Source organism: Spirosoma pulveris (assembly GCF_054781875.1).
In genome coordinates, this window is sequence record NZ_BAAGTO010000001.1 from 736164 (window position 1) to 753566 (window position 17403).

General features: G+C 50.8%; 12 protein-coding genes. 3 read left to right on the forward strand and 9 right to left on the reverse strand.

The annotated features are described in order from the left end of the window. Positions 1–11: 11 nt before the first annotated feature. The 4 genes from ACYVJM_RS02960 to ACYVJM_RS02975 all read right to left on the reverse strand — a co-directional run bounded on the left by ACYVJM_RS02960 (position 12) and on the right by ACYVJM_RS02975 (position 3519). Positions 12–587, reverse strand: coding sequence for a DinB family protein (locus ACYVJM_RS02960; RefSeq protein ID WP_461146710.1), 576 nt, complete (start codon positions 585–587; stop codon positions 12–14). A gap of 5 nt (positions 588–592) precedes the next feature. After that, the gene (locus ACYVJM_RS02965) at positions 593–1195 is read right to left on the reverse strand and encodes a nucleotidyltransferase family protein (protein ID WP_461146711.1); all 603 of its coding nucleotides are present in this window, start codon (positions 1193–1195) and stop codon (positions 593–595) included. Positions 1196–1292: 97 nt separating this feature from the next. Continuing rightward, positions 1293–2045: a tRNA pseudouridine(38-40) synthase TruA gene (gene truA, locus ACYVJM_RS02970; protein ID WP_461146712.1), complete on the reverse strand. Its 753-nt coding sequence runs from the start codon at positions 2043–2045 to the stop codon at positions 1293–1295. A gap of 274 nt (positions 2046–2319) precedes the next feature. Further along, positions 2320–3519 carry a helix-turn-helix domain-containing protein gene (locus ACYVJM_RS02975; protein WP_461146713.1) on the reverse strand — a complete coding sequence of 400 codons (1200 nt, stop codon included), beginning with the start codon at positions 3517–3519 and terminating at the stop codon, positions 2320–2322. 132 nt (positions 3520–3651) lie between these two features. Between ACYVJM_RS02975 and ACYVJM_RS02980 the strand changes: the two genes are divergently transcribed. Next, positions 3652–5082: an aldehyde dehydrogenase family protein gene (locus tag ACYVJM_RS02980; protein WP_461146714.1), complete on the forward strand. Its 1431-nt coding sequence runs from the start codon at positions 3652–3654 to the stop codon at positions 5080–5082. A 134-nt stretch (positions 5083–5216) separates the two neighbouring features. Continuing rightward, positions 5217–8150 (forward strand): TolB family protein, encoded by a 2934-nt coding sequence (locus ACYVJM_RS02985; RefSeq protein WP_461146715.1) that lies wholly within the window; start codon positions 5217–5219, stop codon positions 8148–8150. Between the two features lie 123 nt (positions 8151–8273). Here ACYVJM_RS02985 and ACYVJM_RS02990 read toward each other — a convergent pair whose 3' ends face one another. The 5 genes from ACYVJM_RS02990 to ACYVJM_RS03010 form a co-directional block, all read right to left on the reverse strand. Further along, positions 8274–9599, reverse strand: coding sequence for an ABC transporter permease (locus ACYVJM_RS02990; RefSeq protein WP_461146716.1), 1326 nt, complete (start codon positions 9597–9599; stop codon positions 8274–8276). An 82-nt stretch (positions 9600–9681) separates the two neighbouring features. Further along, a complete protein-coding gene (locus tag ACYVJM_RS02995; RefSeq protein WP_461146717.1) occupies positions 9682–10599 on the reverse strand; it encodes an ABC transporter ATP-binding protein in 918 nt (305 codons plus the stop codon). A 179-nt stretch (positions 10600–10778) separates the two neighbouring features. Further along, complete coding sequence (locus ACYVJM_RS03000; RefSeq protein WP_461146718.1) at positions 10779–11216, reverse strand: chromate transporter; 438 nt, start codon at positions 11214–11216, stop codon at positions 10779–10781. Between the two features lie 92 nt (positions 11217–11308). Beyond that, on the reverse strand, positions 11309–12556 hold the full coding sequence (locus tag ACYVJM_RS03005; RefSeq protein ID WP_461146719.1) for a dicarboxylate/amino acid:cation symporter: 1248 nt from the start codon (positions 12554–12556) through the stop codon (positions 11309–11311). A 186-nt stretch (positions 12557–12742) separates the two neighbouring features. Then, complete coding sequence (locus ACYVJM_RS03010; RefSeq protein ID WP_461146720.1) at positions 12743–13207, reverse strand: SRPBCC family protein; 465 nt, start codon at positions 13205–13207, stop codon at positions 12743–12745. 159 nt (positions 13208–13366) lie between these two features. On the opposite strand from ACYVJM_RS03010, the gene ACYVJM_RS03015 reads away from it, so the two are divergent. Further along, the gene (locus tag ACYVJM_RS03015) at positions 13367–17392 is read left to right on the forward strand and encodes a hybrid sensor histidine kinase/response regulator transcription factor (protein WP_461146721.1); all 4026 of its coding nucleotides are present in this window, start codon (positions 13367–13369) and stop codon (positions 17390–17392) included. The last annotated feature ends 11 nt before the right edge of the window (positions 17393–17403 follow it).

Here is a 17403-nt window from a genome sequence, read left to right on the forward strand (position 1 = left end):
GTCTTCGTAGCCTATTTTGCAAAGGTATTTATTTCATCCTTTACACGCATTGCCTGATTCAGATGCCGCTCGGTATGAGCAACCAGCATTCTGAGCGCATCGCCGAGATTGATTTTTAACCAATTGCCAAAAATTGTCATTAGTTTTTCCCGATTCCAGTCCATATAAACGGCTTTATGGAGCATACTGTGCAGTAATGTCTGCAAATCCAGAAACTGTCCCATCACATCGGCGGGCTGCAAATCGGCTGCAGGGCGAGGCCGAATCATGCCCGGCGCGGGAAACTTTAATTTACCCTGCGGATCAACAATATAGAGCAGGGCTTTCCCAACCAGATCACTTTCGAGCCTCTGGTCATCGGGTACGGATTGAATAAACCCCAGTTTTTCGACTTTGTGCTGGATATTGCGAATGTAGAAGCGCTCGGCCAGATTCAAGTGTTGTAAACATTCGACAATGCTCCATTTATCGGGGGCGGGTTTCCAACGCAGTTGCTCGTCGGTGAGGGTCGAAAATTCCCGTTCAACGGTGTCGATGGCTGTCTTGAGCCGCTGTTGAAGGTTTTGGGCAGTAGGCAGTTTTTGCATGTTGATTAGAGCTGCGTTACCACCTGCTGAAACAGATCGAGGTCGCGCTTCGAATCGAGGTCAATGGCCCCGGCTTCAAAAGGCACTTCCACACAATCGTTGCGGTGACGTCCAATTACCCATTTTACGCCTTTATCGTCTTTCAACTGTAGGAGTTCATCAATGTAATTGCGGTGAAAAATAGCAGGTACGCTTAGCTGAGTGCCGTACCGGCAGGCCACAATCCCTTTGGCCTCTTCATGATAGACTTCAAACATATGCAAGAGCAACCCCAGCGAAACCAGCGGCTGGTCGGTATGCAGGATCAGCACGGCGTCGATGTCTTTATGGGTCAGGTAAAAGGCCGCAAGTCCCGTTTTTAAAGACGATGCCTGGCCAGTTGGCCAGCTTGGGTTGTCGACGATCGTAACGGGCAGCCCATCCAGTTCAGGGACAATCTGCGCCCGATTGGCGCCCAGTACAACAATTACCGGACCACGTTGCAGCGCTAAAGCATTTTCGGTTACCCGTCGCATTAGCGACTGCCCTTTATACGTAATCAGCTGCTTGGGATCGCCCCCCATTCGGGACGAATCACCAGCGGCCAATATAATGATGCCAATTTTCAAGAGAAGTTTTTTTTAATTAAATATACCACTTTTTGCTGCACCGACCGTGCTGGTCGGCCCGGATTTCCTTTTCAATCTTCCCCGACCGGGACAACATCTATTGCCTGCCGCGCATGACCTCAGCAGGATACCCGACTTCAACCAACGACAGCCCATCGGCGGGAGCGGCCCTACCCGCGCGTTTGCGGTCGCGGGCCAGAATAATCTGCTCAAAATCAATCACGCTTAAGCGCTCCTGCCCTACCGCCAGCAGCGTTCCTACGATAGACCGCACCATGCCATGCAGAAACCGATTGGCTTTGATATGAAAAAGCAAATCACCATTGGGTTGCTCCACCCAGTAAGCCAGCTCAATCTGGCAATTGAACGTTTTAACATCAGTTTTCACCTTACTAAAACTCTCAAAGTCAATATGGTGGAGCAGCAAACTGGCGGCTTCGTTCATCCGCTCGACGTTCAGGGGCAGGGTAAAAACGTACACCAGCCCGTCACGAAATGGATCTTTCCGCCGACTGATCTGATACTGGTAGTAGCGGGAAAGGGCTGTAAAGCGGGCATGGTCGTCGGGGCGAACCGGGAAGCAATCATACACCGCAATATCGGGCGGAATCATGCTGTTGAGCGATCGAATAAGCTGTGACGGTATAACAACATCGGTATCGAAATGAGCGAACTGTTGTCCCGCATGAACTCCGGCATCGGTCCGGCCACTTCCGACAATAGCGGTTGGCTGTCTCAATACCGTTGACAAAGCCGTTTCGAGAACTTCCTGAACGCTCAACCCGTTCGGCTGACGTTGCCAGCCATGGTAGTTGGTGCCCTTATATGCCAAATGAAGAAAATAACGCATAGGTGGGCAAAAATACAGCTTATCAGTTCGTCAGTCACGAAAAGGGCTTTGGTTTCCGGAAGATCCCGGTACCAAAGCCCAAAATTAAAATAGAGGAAGGAACGAAACGTCAAAAAGCGGTCGGTCGTACAAATCAGTTCTCGAATCCGGACAAATACGCAAATTAGCCAATTGAGTTACGCTTTCTTAACCTGCTACGGAGCGTATAGTTTTATTCTTTTCCTAAATAAAGAAACGATGAGGGAACGGTCGTCCAATCTGCGAAAAAGTCTATTTACAATCGTTCGACTTCAAACCGAAGCTCATCGACCAGTTGTTTCAACCGGTCGGTGTTAGGTGCCGGTGGCGGCAGCTGCTGACTGACGAAGGCGGTCACTTCCCATACTTCCAGAACGTCCTTCAGCACCACTTCCCGATTGGGCACGTCGGCCCGGTCGGCGGTGAGCAGCAGCGTTCCTTTCACTTTCACCTGATTGTACACCCGGCGGCAGCAAATACCCGACCCACCCGTGGTCTCCGACCGATGCGCCTGAATCAGCAGCATATACAACTTACCATCGGCAATATCGAACCAGTTACGGATGAACTTACCGACAAGTAAAGCTTTTGGAAAAACAAAATCATCCCCCGCTTCAAACGCCCGATAATGCCCATCCGGTAAGGTGGGCAGATGCATGGCCGGAAGCCGGTGTAGAAACTCGGCCTGCTGGTAGCGCTGGCAATAATCAGAAAACTGACGTTGCATGACCACCGGAATCGTGGGAGCCATTGGCTGTGCTGGTACCGTTGCCCGCGTGGAAGATGCCGGCCCTTCGTATATATTATTGAACGTCAGCACATCGGCAGAAGAACTGACCGGCGGTTGAGGGGCAGACCGGGGCTCAGGCTGCGAACTGAACAATTCATCGAGCGACGACCGACCCCGTTCGGGGGCGGTGATGACCGGCGGTTCCGGCTTAAACGCAACTGGCTGTTGCCGTTCGGGTGCTCCCTGTACGGGTCGTACGGGGGGAGTAATAACCGGCGGGACAGGAGTTGGTCGCCCTTCGTCTTGTGCCCGGTAGTATTTATTCAGCACCGATGACAGCGGTTGTGGTTCGGGTGCGGGCGGGGTTGGCTGGGCAAAAATATCCGGAAAATCGGGGTGTTGAAATGGGTCGTCTTCGTCGGCATCCAGTCGGCCATCGGTCCGAATTGTTGTCGATCGAGGCTCGGCAGCTTTACCCGGCTGGCCTAACGGTATACTTAAACTGGGTGTTTCGCGAAGTTTGCGCAGGTCCTGGCGGGTCAGCAGTTCAACAGTTGTATTGAACGCTTTGGCGATAGCCTGAATATTTTGTCCGTTCGGGTTAGCGCGACCTTCTTCGTAGGCACCTAATAACGAACGCTTTATGTTAATTTTTCGAGAAAATTGCTCCTGTGTCAAACCGTTCAGTTTGCGCAGGTAGCGGATGTTATCACTAACGAGCGTCATCCGGTTCAGGGTTACTAAAGTTTCAGCTAAGATAAACGATTCACCATTTAAATGCCAATATCGACTAAACAGGCTGTTTTTTTGTACTTTTAACACATCCAGTTGACTCGTTTCCAGACGCTCCCCTTTCTTATGACGACCCAGCCCACCGATACTACCTTAATCTACGACCTGCAATTGGCCTTTGATGTCCAGCGCAGGCACACTCGCCAGATGGCACTTACAACGGCCGATCAGCGGATCGACCGCATCCGGCGAATTCAACAGTGGATTAACGCCCATGAAACCGAGATTCAGCAGTCCCTGTACGACGACTTCCGGAAACCGGCGGCCGAAGTATCGCTGGGTGAATTGATGGCGCTTCATGCTGAAATCAAGCACACCATCCGGCACCTGAAAAACTGGATGAAACCCCAGCGTTTGCCGACGCCAATGTCTCTGATTGGCACGCGGAGCCACCTGATGCATGAACCCAAAGGAAACATCCTCATCATAGCGCCCTGGAATTACCCGTTTGTGCTGTGTATTCGGCCGCTGGTATCTGCCATTGCCGCCGGTAATGTGGCCATGCTCAAGCCATCTGAACTGACACCCAATACAGCCCGACTAATCAAAAAAATGATCGGCGATCTGTTTCCACCCGAGGAGGTTGCAGTTTTTGAAGGCGATGCCCAGGTATCGAAAGCGTTGCTGGAATTGCCGTTCAATCATATTTTTTTCACCGGAAGCCCCGCCGTTGGGCGTATCGTTATGGCCGCTGCTGCCAAACACCTGGCCTCCGTGACGCTGGAACTGGGGGGTAAATCGCCCGCTATCATCGACGAATCGGCGGATGTGAATCAGGCTGCGGGCCAACTGGCCTGGGGCAAGTGCGTCAACAACGGTCAAACCTGCATTGCTCCCGATTACCTGCTGGTTCATGAGTCCGTGAAAGCACCGCTTATACAGGCGCTCAAAGATTCACTAACGGCCATGTACAGCCCCGATGGGCAACCCGTCGAAGCCTCCGGGAGTTACGCCCGAATTGTCAATAAACGTCATTTCGACCGTATCCGGGAGTTGCTGACCGATGCATTGCATAAAGGTGCGACGATAACGCACGGAGGGACCGTCAACCCGGAGACCAACTTTATCGAACCGACGCTGCTGGAGGGTGTTTCAAACGATATGCTCGTGATGCAGGAGGAAATATTCGGCCCAGTGTTACCCGTGCTAACGTTCACAGATATAAACGATGCGTTACAGGTTGTCAACAACCGGGAGAAGCCGCTGGCTCTGTACATCCACAGCCGCAACCGGAAAAGCGTCCAGTATATCCTCGACCGAAGTTCGGCCGGTGATACCGTCGTGAATGACACGCTGGTTCAGTTCGGGAATGTTGAGCTTCCTTTCGGCGGAGTCAATAACAGTGGATTGGGCAAGTCGAATGGGTTCTTCAGCTTTCAGGAATTTTCAAACCAGCGGGGCGTCATGCAACGGGAGTTCGGCACTATGAAATTCATTTACCCACCTTATACCGAGAAGGTAAAGAAGATGATCAATTTCGTTATAAAGTACCTGTAACGTGGCCAAATAGTTGACCCGAAGCGAACGCATTTCAAATTCACTTTCAACTCGCGGCTTCCCGGCCGCGCTCCCTATACGTCCTGTATTATCGTGCAGGGCGTTTTTACTAAAAAACCGTATCTTGTTCCCGCATGATCCGACGACATTTCTGTACCGCTGTTCTTTTATTGGCTGGCGTTAAGACCCTGGCCCAAACCCTGCCCATTCTCGACCAGAATCCCACCAGTCTGCACTGGTACCGCTTGAAAACGCCCCATTTCAGGGTGCTCTATCCGAAAGGGTTTGACTCTACGGCACAGCAAACTGCCCAGCGACTCGAAAGTCTGTACGAACCTACCTCGGCTTCGCTCGGAAAACGCCCCCGTCCTATTTCGGTCCTGCTTCAAAATCAGACAACAAACAGCAACGGTTTCGTAACCCTGTTTCCCCGGCGGTCGGAATTTTTTGCGGTGCCCCCCCAGGACCCTGGTCTGGCGGGTACGCTAAACTGGTTCGATCTGCTGGCGGTTCATGAATACCGCCACGTTGTACAGAATGACAAAGCGCTACAGGGCTATGGCCGGTTTCTTTATACGTTTCTGGGCAATACAGGCCTTTTTCTGCCTTTACTGACCGTACCCGACTGGTTTGCCGAGGGCGACGCCGTCAGTAATGAAACGCTGCTAAGTACCAGCGGGCGCGGTCGAATCCCGAATTTCGATTTAGGAATGCGGGCGAACCTGTTGGCGGGCAAACGGTTCGACTATCCAAAATCCGTTGGCGGCTCCTACCGCGACAATGTACCGAATCATTATGTGCTGGGGTATTTCATGACGACCTACCTCAAACGAACTTATGGCCCCGATGTGTGGAGCCGGGTGTTAAACCGTAACTACCGCCGGTTTCCGTGGCCATTCGCCTTTTCGGCTAGTATCAAAGACGAAACAGGGTTGAAAACGGAAGACCTGTACCGTAAAACGATGGACGACATTACCGAAGTCTGGCAGAAACAGCAGCAAGGACTAACACTCACCCCGTCGGAAGGTTTTTCGATTGATCCCGAAAAAGCGCAATCGCCCCGGCCCGTTTTTACCAATTACCTGCACCCCCAATTCTTGACCGACTCCACGGTGCTTTGCCTTAAAAATGGCCTGGGGGATACGCCACGGCTGGTGATTCTGGATAAGCACCGGCGCGAGAAAACGGTTTTTGTACAGGGGTTTACCAACGATCCGAACCTTTTATCGGCTACATCAACCAAAGCCTGCTGGATTGAATATGGGTATGATCCGCGATGGGGTCAGCGAATCTATTCCAATATTCGGCTGCTCGATCTGCAAACGGGCAAACTAACCCGCCTGACGAACCGGGCCCGGTACACAGCCGTGGCGCTGTCGCCCGACAATTCCAAACTGGTTGCTGTTGACAATACCGACCAGTTCAAAACCCAACTGGTGGTGCTGAATGCCAAAACAGGAACGGTTCAGAAAACGATTCCCAACCCCGCCAATGCCTTTTATCAGCATCCACGCTGGAAAGATGATAACCGAACCCTGATTGCTGTTTCACAGAAAAATGGAAAGAAAACAATTCAAGCCATTGATACAGAATCCGGCTCGGTTACAGATCTGCTGCCCGAGGTGAGTGAAAATATCAGCAACCCGCAGCCCTGGAAACACTATGTGCTGTATAACTCGCCCCGGTCGGGTGTCGACAACATTTACGCCCTGGATACCCGGTCGAAACAGGTGTTTCAGGTAACTTCCCGGCCGTTAGCCGCTTATCACGCGACCCTCTCTCCATCGGGAACCCGGCTGGCGTTTGAGGATTTTACGGCTACTGGTTACCGAATTGCCGACATGCCCATAACCCCGGCCGACTGGAAACCGGTAGCAGAGCCGGGTCAGGAACAGCTCGTTCGTTATTTCGGTACACTGGTCAACACCGAACCGGGGGCAGTAGCCGGACGTCAGGTTCTGGCCGATTCGGTACCAGCTACGACAACCTACTCGCCTTCCCGATTCAGGCGGCTGGCCAATGCGGTCAATGTGTACAGTTGGGGGCCAACTGTTGCCAGTACGGGGCAGGCACTGACGGTTGGCATCAATTCGCAGGATTTGCTGAGTACGACTCAGATCGGTGTGGGCTATACATACAATCAGTCCGAACGGGCCGGGAATGCGTACGCTCTTTTGAGTTACCAAGGCCTCTACCCCATCATCGACCTGAGTTTCCAGCGGGGTACGCGCAGCACGTCGCTTTACATCGACAGACTCCAACCCCTCGATAGTTTACGTACCGATAGCTGGCAATACAACCAGTTTACCGCCGGTTTTCGGTTACCCCTCCAATTGACTAATTCCAAATACAGCCAGGCCATCAATCTATCGGCCTATTATAATTACCTGCAAGTCACGGGTTATGACTTACCTTTCCGGTATGTAACGGAAGTTGGCTCGGCCGGGGCACTCAATGCGCTGACCTACGGGTTTAGTTACTCACATTTGCTGCGGCAGAGTAAGCGCGATGTGGCTCCGCGCTGGGGACAAACGCTTTCGGCAAACTACCGGACAACGCCGTTTGGGGGGAAGCTCACCGGTGAGCAATGGGGTATTCAGGCCAACCTGTTTTTTCCGGGTCTGTCCAAACACCACTCCATCCGACTGCGGGCAGGTTATCAGGAGCAAGCTCGGGGAAGTTATCGGTTTGGCTCACTCGTATTCTTCCCGAGGGGTCAGTTGTACGTCAGCGATGACCAGATTACAGCCACCAGTGCTGAATACCGGCTTCCAATTGCCGACACACACTGGTCGCTGGGCCGCTGGCTGTACATTCAACGAATTAAGGGAGGGGTATTTTATGACCGGGCCGATGGGCGATCCGTGCTCGAAGTGCGCGACGTGTATAACCGGCTCCGGGGTTACGAAACAAATCAGCGGTCATACCAGACAACCGGAGTCGATGTGTCGTTTGTTTTCAACGCCCTGCGTTTACGTACCCCGTTGGAAGCAGGGTTTCGCACCATCTACAACCTGACCACCAGCGAGTTGATTATCCAGCCGCTGGTCATTGATATTGGTTTTTGATTTGGTGTAGGGGTGATTGAGCGGAGTGATGAGTGAGCGAAATGGATGTATTTATTGGAGTGGTGGTGTGAGTGGTGTGGTGTCGGGTCTGAAGACCCGACACCACACCACTCACACCACCACTTACCCCTTATAAAATACCCACTTCGAGAGTTCGCGGAAGGTGACTTTCTTGCCGTACATCAGAATACCCACTCGGTAAATACGGGCGGCCAGCCAGGTGGTTCCTACAAAACCAAGCACCAGCAACGCCATGGAAAGGGCCAGCTCCCAAGCGGGAACTCCAAATGGAATGCGGACCATCATAACCACGGGCGAGGTAAACGGAATCATGGATGTCCAGAAAGCCAGCGGGCCATCCGGGTCCCGAACGGCAATCTGCGCGAAGGCAATAGCCGCAATAATGGGCATCATAATCGGAAACATGAACTGCTGCGTTTCGGTCTCATTATCGACAGCCGCTCCAACAGCTCCGAAAAGCGCACTATAAAGCAAATAGCCGCCCAGGAAGTAGAACAGGAAACAGGAAACGATAAGCGGCAGATTCAGCGTTTCAATAGCTGCCAATACGTCGGCAACCGGATTTTTAGCCGTAGCCATTTTACTCTGCACCTCCTGCCCGCCGGGCATACCGTTCATGCGAGCCGCCATCTGTGACTGAGCCGTTTCTTTAGGCTGGCTGACAATTTTGGAACCGATCGTCATGAGCCCGATCGTGAGTACAATCCAGAGCATGAACTGCGTCAGGCCAACCAGGGCTACCCCGATAATCTTGCCCAGCATCAACTGGAAGGGTTTCACCGAGGAGATGATCACTTCGACAATCCGGTTGGTTTTCTCCTCCATAACCCCACGCATGACCTGCGTACCGTAGATCAGGACCGAGATGTAAATCAGCAACGCGCAAAATCCGCTGATGATCGTTGTGGCAATCCCGTTATTACTCTTTTCGCCCGCGTCGCTCAGGCTAATGGTTTCTGCGTCGACATTAACTTTGGCATCCTGAATAATTTTCTGGGTAATCCCGGCTTCTTCAAGCTTGATGGTTTCAATCTCCTTTCCGATCGCCCGCTCAATGTTGCTTTGCAGCGCCAGGCTGACGCTTTTTTCGGCGAAGATCTTTACCGTTTTAGGTTTCTCGATCACGTCCTTCGGAATGAAGACCAGCGCGTTGTACCCCTGCTTGACAAACGATTTTTTTGCTTCGGCCAGCGATTGTTTGGGGTAAGCGAACAGCGTTTCGTCGTCGTTTTTAAACTGGTTCACGAACCGTCCGCTTTCATCGACAACGGCAATCTTTTTCTGATTGATCGAGCTAACGGCGGCCCAGCCAATAATGGCATAAAAACCAAAAATCAGTACCGGCCCTAAAATCGTCATGATGATGAACGACTTTTTACGAACCCGAACCATGTACTCGCGTTTGATAATAAGAAAAATTGTATTCATCAGTTATACCGACCGGCCCGATCGGCGGAGAAAGCTGTAAAATGAATCATAGACATACATAACCTGTCAGAGCAAGTCCGGGCTAGGTAGTTGGCACCTCGCCCACGGCCTGAATGAATATCTCATTCATGCTTGGAATATTTTCGCCGAATGAGCGCACCGCCACCCGGTCGAGCAAATGCCGGATGAGCTCATTCACGGCGGCATCGGGTGGAATTTTGATATCGGCGCGCATAAACCCATCCTCCAATGGCCGGGTTTTCAGCACGGAGAACGCTGGCGACAGCGTATCGAGGTTACCCTGATATTCGACGTGGTACGTATGGGTCTTAAATTGCTCCTTAATAGCCTGTTTGGGTCCGTCGAGCACTTTATGCGAGCGGTTGATAAGCGCAATATTATCGCATAGCTCTTCCACCGATTCCATACGGTGGGTGGAAAAAATGATTGTCTTCCCTTTATCCCTCAGTTCCAGAATCTCATCTTTGATGAGGTTAGCGTTGATGGGGTCGAAGCCGGAGAAAGGCTCATCCAGGATAATCAAATCCGGCTCATGCATGACGGTAGCCACAAACTGAACCTTCTGCTGCATACCTTTTGACAGGTCTTCCACATTTTTGGTCCACCAGGTTTTTATGTCAAACTTAACGAACCAGATTTTTAGCTTCTCCATCGCCTGCTTTTCAGTAAGGCCCTTTAGCTGAGCCAGATAAAGCAGTTGTTCGCCAACTTTCATTTTCTTGTACAACCCCCGTTCCTCGGGTAAATACCCAATTCGTTTGATGTGGTCGGGATTAAGCCGTTCGCCACCCAGGAAAACCTCGCCCGAATCGGGAGCCGTAATCTGGTTGATGATACGAATGAGGGAAGTTTTTCCGGCACCGTTTGGTCCTAGAAGTCCAAAAATGCAGCCTTTGGGGACAGACAAGCTGACATCGTCAAGCGCCCGATGTTCAGCGTACTGTTTGATAATGTGGTGAGTTTCGAGGATGTTGCTCATCAACGACGTTCATTTAGTTTAGGGAATTGCAACGTACAGTGGGTCAAACTACGGGTATCACCCATTCTTTAACAATCAATTTACGGATGAACTGCCAACCGGCTTTATGGGCGGCAATAAAAAAGGCCGCAGTCTGCATGTGTACGGCCCTTTGTTTGTGCGTAAATGGGGCGGACGACTCAATTATAGTACTCCCGAACCTGAAAAAGCAGCATTAGAAATAACAGGCCAAACAAAATGCCCAGGATGCTGAAGGAGAAGATGCTGGCCAAAATGCTAATCAACTGTGCATAGTAACTGAACACCCAGCCCTGCCGTTTGCGGTTAAATAAGCCGGAGAGTGCCATTGCCCATAGCACCACACGCCCAATCGTAAGTACCATGGAGATGGTATAGTTAAACCCGGCAGCAACGCCACCCAGGTAGGAAAATGGCAGAAAAGCCGTTCCTATGCCCAGAAATATAAGGATGGCGGGCAATGTCAGAATGAGCAGAACGAGCGAAACGATAGGCCAGTATTTGACAAACCCGGCCCGGAATTCAACCGGAAACTGAAAAGGCGCTTTCGTCGTGAAATAAGGAGCCAGTTCGGTCTCCAGGAGAGCAGATTGATTCATGAACACGCAGCGTGAAGGTGAAGGAAGTAATAACTTTAGTGCTTAAAAGTACAGTTTCCTTCACCTTTTCCACCTAACTCACTGATGTTTTATTAAACGGTTACTTCGTCATTTTCAACCGGCTGAACGCGAAACTCACCTTCCCACTTAGAAATCACACAGGTAGCCACGGCGTTCCCGGCAACACTCGTAGCCGAACGGCCCATGTCGAGCACCTGATCGATCCCCAACAACAGGGCCAATCCCTCGATGGGGAGGTTAAACAGCGACATGGTACCGGCAATTACCACCAATGAGGCACGAGGTACGCCCGCAATACCTTTGGACGTAATCATGAGGGTGAGCATCATGGTTATCTGCTGCTCAATGCTGAGAGGCACATGATACGCCTGGGCAATGAATGCGGTGGCGAACGTCATGTATAACATCGACCCATCCAGGTTAAATGAATAGCCCAGCGGCAAGACAAACGATATAATCCGCTCCGAACAGCCAAACCGGCGCAGGGCTTCAATCGTCTGCGGAAATGAAGCCTCCGAGCTGGCCGTACTGAACGAGAGGATAACCGCCGAACGAATCTCTTTCAGCAAGGCAAGGTAGGGTATGCCAACGACCAAACAGATAGCTGACAGAATGACGAAAATAAAGAATAACAGGCCCCCGAAAAAGCAGAGAATCAGGTAAATATAGCCTCCAAGAATCCCCAATCCCTGCTGCGCAACGATGGCAGCTATTGCCCCCAATACGCCAAACGGAGCAAAGGCCATAACATAACTCGTTATTTTGAACATCACGTGCGACAGGGCGTCCAGCGCCTTGATCATGATCTTGCCCTGCGCGCCAATAGCACCCACTGCAATCCCAAAAAAGATACTGAACACGACAATCTGCAGAATTTCGTTGTTTGCCAGGGCATCAATGAAACTGGTTGGCACAATGTGCGTAATGAAGTTCTCGAATGACATTTTCTGCGCTTCGACGCCAACATCTGTACCTTTAGCAGGCAATTGTGTGATATTCATCACTTCGCCCGGACGCATGATGTTGACCACCAATAAGCCTACAACGAGGGATAAAATGGTGGCGAAGTAAAAATAGGCCAGCGTTTTAAGCCCGACTCGACCCACCGTACCAAAATCACCCAGTTTGGCGATTCCCACCACAAGCGTCGCAAAGACAAGCGGCCCAATGATCATTTTTATGAGCCGGAGGAATATTTTTGACAGGATGTTCAGATCGGTTCCGGAAAAGCCAGAACCCGTGTCCGGAAAAAAGTAGCCGATGGCTATACCGAGCACCATGCCCAGAAAAATACGCGTTGTTAGGTTAGGTAGCTTCATGAAGTGAGATTAAAAGACCCCTCGTAGACAAATGTAAAAGAATCCGGGCAGTTCAAAAAGCTTACTGTGTCCTGCTCGAGGGATCGCATTACTTAATTAAGCAGATTTTGGTTTGACTGATTCTTTTTTTGCAAATTTGACCCCCACTTTATATTATCCGTCTTAATCTGTAGATTTATGCTACATTTAGTTACTTGGCGTGCGTGTACGAAACACGCGCTTGTAAATGGGTTTTCGATACGCAAACTGCAGCCAGAGTAATGGATAAAATAAATAGTCGGTCAGTAAAAGCCCGGTTTTAAACGTTATATCGTCAATCACAAGGGTTTGATTAGTTCCGGGTTGGGTTAACCGTTGCAGTCGATGCCGATGTTGCCAGTAAGTCAGGAAAAAGGGTAGTTTAGCCCCCTGATCAATGAAAAAAATCTCTTCGTCACTCGTCTGCTGGTCCGTAATCTCACTAATCCAATCCTGACGAAACAGGAAGAAGTTTAATCGTAAGTGAACAACATCACCCCGCAAACAGCCATCGAACCGAATAACATCAACGGGGGGAAACGGGGGGCTGAGCTGGTTAAAAAGCGAACGGTCAAAACCAGCCCAAACGGCCGGAAGTGGTTGTTCAACCGGAGTACTTAAGCGAATACGCATGGACGATATAAAGAGAAAAATAAATGAAATTAGTGCCCATTTATTTACTTTCAACAAAAATCAATTACCTTAAAGTTAAAAATATCTGCTCAATGGGCTTATCAGTTGATTCAGTTCATAATTAATACCGCTTGCATTGAGCAACTTTCAATTTCACTTATGCGCTGGCTTACCCAATGGGCACTTTTCTGGATACTGTTGCTTGGTTTATCCATGCCGTTGTGGGCATCTCCTGAGCCGGAATACCTAACTGTCCGCAACGGCCTACCCCAGGGATTCGTTAAATCATTAATTCAGGACAAGCGAGGCTTCATCTGGCTGGCCACTCGCGATGGTCTATGCCGATATGATGGTGTCCATTTTCGCATCTATACCCATGCCCCTCAACAGGCCAGATCACTGTCGTTTAGTAGTATTTATGAAATAAAAGATGACCGGCAGGGAAAACTTTGGGTCCGTACTGAAAACAACAACGTTGATTGTTTTGACCCGGTAACTGAACAGACCAAACGGGTTTCTAATTCACTTGCCTTTCAACAGGCATTGGGACGAGACCAACTGGTTGGCATTCAGCCGGACCATGCCGGTAACGTGTGGGTAGCTACGCAAACAAACGGCTTTTTTCGGCTCAATGCAAACGGTAGCGTTTCGAACCGGCACTGGATGATACAGGGCGATAGCAGCCAGCGGACGCTTTATGACCTGCTTCTTGACCGGCATAATCAACTGTGGCTGGCTGCCGCCGACGGTCTATTTCGATTCAATCCGGCACAGCGGCAATTTGCGATCTATCGTTCGGAACAGGGCTTACCCCAAAATGATGTCTTTGCGCTTCATGAGCGATCAACTGGTGAATTACTGCTTGGGTTTCCGGGCCGCTTTGCCATTTTCTCCACAACCAGCGGTCTGGTGCGGCAGGTGGTATCGGTACCCGGTCTGCCAACGGCTGTCCCCCTTTTTGCTAAAGACTACCGAGGCACTGATTATATCAACCAGAATCGACTCACCGACCAGAGTGGGCTAGTTCCGCTCATGGGCGATACTGGAGGCCAAAATGGGTTCAATCTGCTCATTAATCAGCCAGCCACCCTTAGCCGATCTTCCGCCGTTTCATTACTGGTTGATCGAACGAATGTGCTCTGGATTGGCCTGAATGGCGATGGCGTGATCAAATATGACCTTAATAAACGCCCCTTTCAGACGTGGCCGTACACGCAGAACTTTCAGACGGATTGGCTCACCCAGCAGTTTAATGTCCCCCTTAGTGCGGTTCCGGCAGTGATCCGCCAACAATCCTCTGCCGGTATGCGATATCAGTTCGACCGCCAGAAAAACCTGTGGATAACCAGCCCGGAGATGGTCCCCTACCGCTACAATCCCAACCAGCAAACTTTCTCGCCGGTCGAACCAACAGGCATAGAACCGCACTGGTTGCCAAACGGACAGTTTCAGTTTACGGCCCTTTCGGCGGGTGCCCAGGGTGAACTATGGGGTCTTTTAGGACCACATAACCAGGCTGTAGTTCGACACAATCCCGATAAGCAGACCTTCACGGCTTTTCCTTTACCCCTACCCAAAAACCATCCTTATGTTATCACGGCGATGGTTGTGGATGGTGGTCGGGTTTACCTGGCTACAAAAAACCACGGCTTACTGCGAGCCGATTTGTCCGTAAAGCGGCTCATCCAATGGCACAGTGGCGGTACTACCGAACGAAACTTACCTGGAGATGCTCTCCTGTGTCTCGCGCAGGACCCGCTTCAATACAATCATCTTTGGATTGGAACCTTTGGGGAAGGCTTATGTCGGCTCGACAAACTAACGGGTAAAATTCAGCGGTTTCCCGTTGGTCAGGCCCTGTCGAACAACGTCATCTATGCCATACGCGCCGACCGCAACGGTCATTTATGGCTCAGCACCAATCGCGGCTTATGCCGCTTTGATACCCGAACACTGGAAGCCCGCAACTACATGGCCGACGACGGGCTGCCCGGTGAGGAGTTCAAGCAATTTCATGATGTTGCCTTGCCCGACGGACGACTTATTTTTGGAGGAACCGGCGGGTACACCACCTTCGATCCGCGCCGGGTTAGTGAAGACCCCATCAAACCAGTGGTGGCGCTTACCGCCCTGCGTATCAATAACCAATGGGTAAACGCCACAACACCAGGCTCGCCCATTCAACGGGATATCAATGAACTGACGGAACTGACGTTAGACCACTGGCAAAACTTCCTGTCCATTGATTTTTCTGCCCTTGAGTTTAACCAGATCCACAAAAATCAATACCGGTACAAATTGATCGGGTTGGATAACGACTGGGTTTACAGTGGCAATCAGGCAACGGCTACTTATACGAATCTCCCCCCCAACACCTATACATTGATCGTTAATGCGTCGAATACGTCGAGTGTCTGGAGTCCGTATATGCATTCGCTACGCATTGTGATCAATCCCCCGGTCTGGGCAACCTGGTGGGCATATACCGGCTATGCGCTGTTGCTCGTGGGGGCCATTATTTTGTTTGTCTGGGTACGGATCAATCGTATTCGAATGAAGAGTCTGATCGAATTACGGGAGCGGGAGTCTGTTCATTTGAAACACCTTGACGAGGTAAAAACACGCTTTTTCGCCAATATAACCCATGAGTTCCGTACGCCACTAACGTTGATATTAACCCCATTGGAGCAGGTTCTGCACGACTCGGCCGATTCTCCTTTTCACAATCGCCTTTCGCTCATCTACCGAAACGCCAACCGGCTCCTGCGACTGATCAATGAATTACTCGATCTGGCTAAACTCGATGCCGGAAACCTCACCCTCACCCCCGCACCCGCCGATTTACAGGAGTTCATTACCCGTACCGTTCTGGTGTTTACGGACGAGGTTCAACGCAAGCACATTCAATTGATGCAAACGCACCATTTTAATCAGCCTTATTATTGGTTCGATTCCGATAAAGTCGAAAAAATCTTGACGAATCTCTTATCGAATGCATTGAAATTTACCAATGAGAACGGCTCGATCAATGTGCTAACAACTGTATCGTCTACCAATCAAACGACTTTATCAACTCCGGTCGATCTGGTCAAACTGGTGGTACAAAATACTGGCAGCGGGATTCCCAAACACCAGCTACCGCATATTTTCAATCGTTTTTACCAGGCCGATCCCATGACTGAGCAATCTGTGGGTGGCTCAGGAATTGGTTTGGCGCTCGTGAAGGAGCTAGTCGAACTAATGAAAGGCACCATTACGGTAGAGAGTGATCTTCAAACAGGAACTGCCTTTACCGTCGAGCTGCCCTGCCGCCAGGCTCGTGCCGATCTGGTCAACAACTGCCAGCACAATGAACCCGGACAGAGCCTCAACAAGCAACGAGCTGCGGTTAATCAAAGCGGTCAGGAAGATAAGATGCCCTACATTTTACTGGCAGAAGATGATGACGATATTGCCAGCTTTATTCTGACGACCCTCAGCACAGAGTGGCGGGTGTTGCGGGTAAATAACGGGAAGGCGGGTTTGGAAGCCGCCATCATGAACGGCCCGGACTTAATCATCAGCGATGTGCTGATGCCCGAGCTCAATGGCTATGAACTTTGCCATCAATTAAAAAGTAACCCCATAACGAGCCATATTCCGGTACTGCTGCTAACGGCGAAAGTATCTGCCGAAAGCCGTCTGGAAGGATTAAATGCCGGTGCTGATGATTACCTGGCTAAACCTTTCCAGGTCGATGAATTACGCGCCCGCATCCGAAACCGGCTGGCTCAGCAGCAGCAGGCCCGTCATTACTTCCGAAGCCAATTGTTGCGGGAAGGATACCTGCCACTTGCCAGTCAGGCACCGGAAGACGACTTCATGAACCGCGTCTATGCCCTTCTGGAATCTCACCTCGACGATTCTACGTTTGGCGTTGAACCACTCGCTTCTGCCATCGGCATGAGCCGCATGCACCTCAACCGGAAAATTAAAGCGATGACCGGCTTAAGTCCGATTGAATTGATTCGGGCCGTACGATTGAAACGAGCGGCTGAATTGTTAATGACTGGTGCTTCGGTATCCGAAGTTGCCGATCGGGTTGGCTTCGATACCCCTGCTTATTTCTCCAAGGTCTTTAAGGAACATTACCACCTGACTCCCTCAGAATACGTTGAACAACATCGGCAGGAAATGCCGAAATAATTTTTCCATCC

Coding starts and splice junctions, on each gene's coding strand:
- ACYVJM_RS02960 (WP_461146710.1), bottom strand. CDS start 587: ATGCAAAAACTGCCTACTGCCCAAAACCTTCAACAGCGGCTCAAGACA.
- truA (WP_461146712.1), bottom strand. CDS start 2,045: ATGCGTTATTTTCTTCATTTGGCATATAAGGGCACCAACTACCATGGC.
- ACYVJM_RS02975 (WP_461146713.1), bottom strand. CDS start 3,519: ATGACGCTCGTTAGTGATAACATCCGCTACCTGCGCAAACTGAACGGT.
- ACYVJM_RS02980 (WP_461146714.1), top strand. CDS start 3,652: ATGACGACCCAGCCCACCGATACTACCTTAATCTACGACCTGCAATTG.
- ACYVJM_RS02985 (WP_461146715.1), top strand. CDS start 5,217: ATGATCCGACGACATTTCTGTACCGCTGTTCTTTTATTGGCTGGCGTT.
- ACYVJM_RS02990 (WP_461146716.1), bottom strand. CDS start 9,599: ATGAATACAATTTTTCTTATTATCAAACGCGAGTACATGGTTCGGGTT.
- ACYVJM_RS02995 (WP_461146717.1), bottom strand. CDS start 10,599: ATGAGCAACATCCTCGAAACTCACCACATTATCAAACAGTACGCTGAA.
- ACYVJM_RS03000 (WP_461146718.1), bottom strand. CDS start 11,216: ATGAATCAATCTGCTCTCCTGGAGACCGAACTGGCTCCTTATTTCACG.
- ACYVJM_RS03005 (WP_461146719.1), bottom strand. CDS start 12,556: ATGAAGCTACCTAACCTAACAACGCGTATTTTTCTGGGCATGGTGCTC.
- ACYVJM_RS03010 (WP_461146720.1), bottom strand. CDS start 13,207: ATGCGTATTCGCTTAAGTACTCCGGTTGAACAACCACTTCCGGCCGTT.
- ACYVJM_RS03015 (WP_461146721.1), top strand. CDS start 13,367: ATGCGCTGGCTTACCCAATGGGCACTTTTCTGGATACTGTTGCTTGGT.